General features: G+C 57.1%; 1 protein-coding gene. It reads right to left on the bottom strand.

Annotation, left to right across the window (positions count from 1 at the left end; genetic code table 11):
- Positions 1 to 247, bottom strand: a 247-nt coding sequence (locus FDX22_RS23915) for a rod-binding protein (RefSeq protein ID WP_186805452.1), incomplete at both ends; no start/stop codon positions are given.

Raw genomic sequence — 247 nt, 5'->3', positions numbered from 1 at the left:
CTGCGGCGCATCATCCGCAGGTTGCGCCTGCCCTTCGGTCATCTGCTTGACCATCATTTCAGCCAGCCCCAGACCTTTTCCTGCCGTCATCTGCTGGGCGATCTGTTGGTCATACATGCTGGTGTATAAACGCGTGGAGTCGCTGCTAAACACACCGTCTTTTGGCAACGCCTCGCGCATACTTTTCAGCATCATTTGCACGAACATCCCTTCAACCTGGCGGGCGACCGGGCGGATATTTGCCGCC

This window comes from Citrobacter sp. TBCS-14 (assembly GCF_005280805.1).
Lineage (GTDB): Bacteria > Pseudomonadota > Gammaproteobacteria > Enterobacterales > Enterobacteriaceae > Citrobacter > Citrobacter gillenii.
Note: the sequence above shows the minus strand (reverse complement) of the source record. Positions and strands in the feature narration are given on the sequence as shown.